The sequence below is a fragment of the Streptomyces canarius genome (genome assembly GCF_014650735.1).
Lineage (GTDB): Bacteria > Actinomycetota > Actinomycetes > Streptomycetales > Streptomycetaceae > Streptomyces > Streptomyces olivaceoviridis.
The window spans coordinates 1-2,117 of the sequence record NZ_BMVN01000157.1 but is presented as its reverse complement, the minus strand read 5'-3'; the positions used below and the strand labels follow the sequence as shown (position 1 = coordinate 2,117).

Genomic DNA, 2,117 nt, shown 5'->3' with positions numbered 1-2,117 from the left:
GCGGGAAGGCTGCCCGCATCACCGCTCCGACAGTTCTCGATGCCACTCGTTGGAGGGGCGGTCTGGCAAGACCGCCCCTGATGGACCATCAGCCAACTACACTCCCGACGATGCCTCTGACCAGGCAAGATAGCGAAACGCTGCTGGAGTATTAGGCTGGCCGGTCTCATCCGACGCGCCGCGACGAGGATCAGCCCATGGGCAACAGCACCAGGATCCGCCTGATAGAGCCCGCCGATGCCGCCCCGATCGCCGCGCACCGGGTGCGGGACTTCGACTGGCTTTCCGGCCGCGGGAACCTGACCAGCCGGCCGGCTTCTTCACCCCGGAAGGCCAGGCGGAGCGGATCGACAGGCTGCCGGCCGGGTACCGGGTCGTTGCGGTCCGGCCGGGCGTGGTGCTCGCCGACGACCAGGTGACCGGGCAGGTCACCGTCGGAGGCATCCTGCCGCGCCCGGCCGTGCCCTGTACTCCGGGTGATGACGGACGAACTCGGGTTGCACCGCGCCGAGGCGTCCACCCATCTGGAGAATCTGCCGTCGCAGCGGGTGCTGCGCCGCAATGGGTTCAGTCCGCGCGGCTTCGCGCGGTCCGCCCGTACCCCACTCTTTACGGGTTCAGCCCCAGCCGGGCCTGTCTCCTGCCCGGGGCCAGTGCGCGTGACCGGGGTGGGGTGCGGAGCGTTGCCACGGTCGTGGACGGCTACGAGGACTTGGACCTGGACTTGGACCTGGGCTTGGACCTGGGCTTGGACTTGGACTTGGACCTTGACGAGATCGAGTTCGCGGGAGACAGCGGGCGAACGACTGCCGCAGCTCACGCTTCATCAGGCGCATGACCCGCTGAACCGGCTGGGCCTTGTCACGGCCGAGTGCGGGGCCCATGCCCCCGGAGGCCGGGCGCTGCGCCCAGGGGATCGCTGCCCCTGTCCTGCCATATGGGTGAGTCCCGCCACCCAGCCGTCGTGGGCCGGCTAGTAGTGCTTCGTTACGTCGGGTGATCTTGCCTGGTGGTGGGCATCTTCTCCGGTATGAGGTTGGGGGAGGTGGAACGGCTCCGGGGTGAGTTATCGGAGTTCGTTGCCGATGTGTTCGCTTCGCTGCCGCGGCGGGATCAGCGGCGGTGGGGCGCTTGTTATCTGCGGGGGCTGATGCTGGACGGCCGGCGCAAGTCGATCCAGCCGATGGCCGAGCGGCTGCCGGACGGGAACATGCAGGCCCTGCAGCAGTTCGTGAACCAGTCGCCGTGGGATTGGCTGCCGGTGCGGCGGCGGATCGCCGAGCGGTTGTGCGAGGCGGTCGGCCCCGAGGTGTGGGTCGTCGATGATGTGTCGTTTCCCAAGTGCGGCACCGCCTCGGTCGGGGTGGCCCGGCAGTACTGCGGAGCGTTGGGAAAGCGGGCGAACTGCCAGGTTGCGGTCAGCGTCCACGCCGCCACCGACACCGCGTCATGCCCGCTGGAGTGGCAGCTGTTCCTGCCCGAAGAGTGGGTGCACGACGACCGGCGGCGGCAGCGGGCCGGGATACCCGAAGAGGTCGGGCATGTGTCCAAGACCCGGCTGGCTCTGGGGCTGCTGGACCGGCTGGCCTCGCAGGGCCTGAAGGTGCCCGTGATCGTGGCCGATGCCGGCTACGGACGCAGCGTCTCCTTCCGGCTCGCGCTGGAAGAGCGCGGCTGGTCCTACGTCATGGCCGTCGACCCGAAGGAGATCGCACGGCCCGCCGACGCCAAGCCGTATCAGCCCGCTTACGGCGGCCTGGGACCGCCGACACTGCCCCGCTACCGCGAGGCGCCCCGCCCGCTGCCGGGCCTCCTTGAGGGGGCTGTGTTCGAACAGGTCACCTGGCGGCAGGGCAGCAAAGGCACGATGACCTCGCACTTCGCCGTGATCCAGGTGCGGCCGTCGGGCAAGGAAGCCTGCCGCACCGCCCAGGAACAGGCCGGCGGACGCAGCCGCTGGGACGGCGTGCTGCCCGTGAGGACGCTGCTGGTCGAACAGCCCGAAGAAGCCGACGGGCCGACCGGCTACTGGATGACCAACCTGCCCGCCACCACCCCGGTCGCCGACCTGGTGCGGTGGGCGAAGATGCGCTGGCGGATCGAGCACGACTACCGCG

General features: G+C 69.7%; 1 protein-coding gene and 1 pseudogene. Both read left to right on the top strand.

The features are described from left to right. Positions 1–197: 197 nt before the first annotated feature. Positions 198–596: pseudogene (locus IE294_RS50100) on the top strand (GNAT family N-acetyltransferase); the annotation flags it as partial. 434 nt (positions 597–1,030) lie between these two features. Beyond that, positions 1,031–2,117: IS701 family transposase (locus tag IE294_RS46530; protein WP_189895359.1), on the top strand; the 1,087-nt coding region annotated here is incomplete at its 3' end.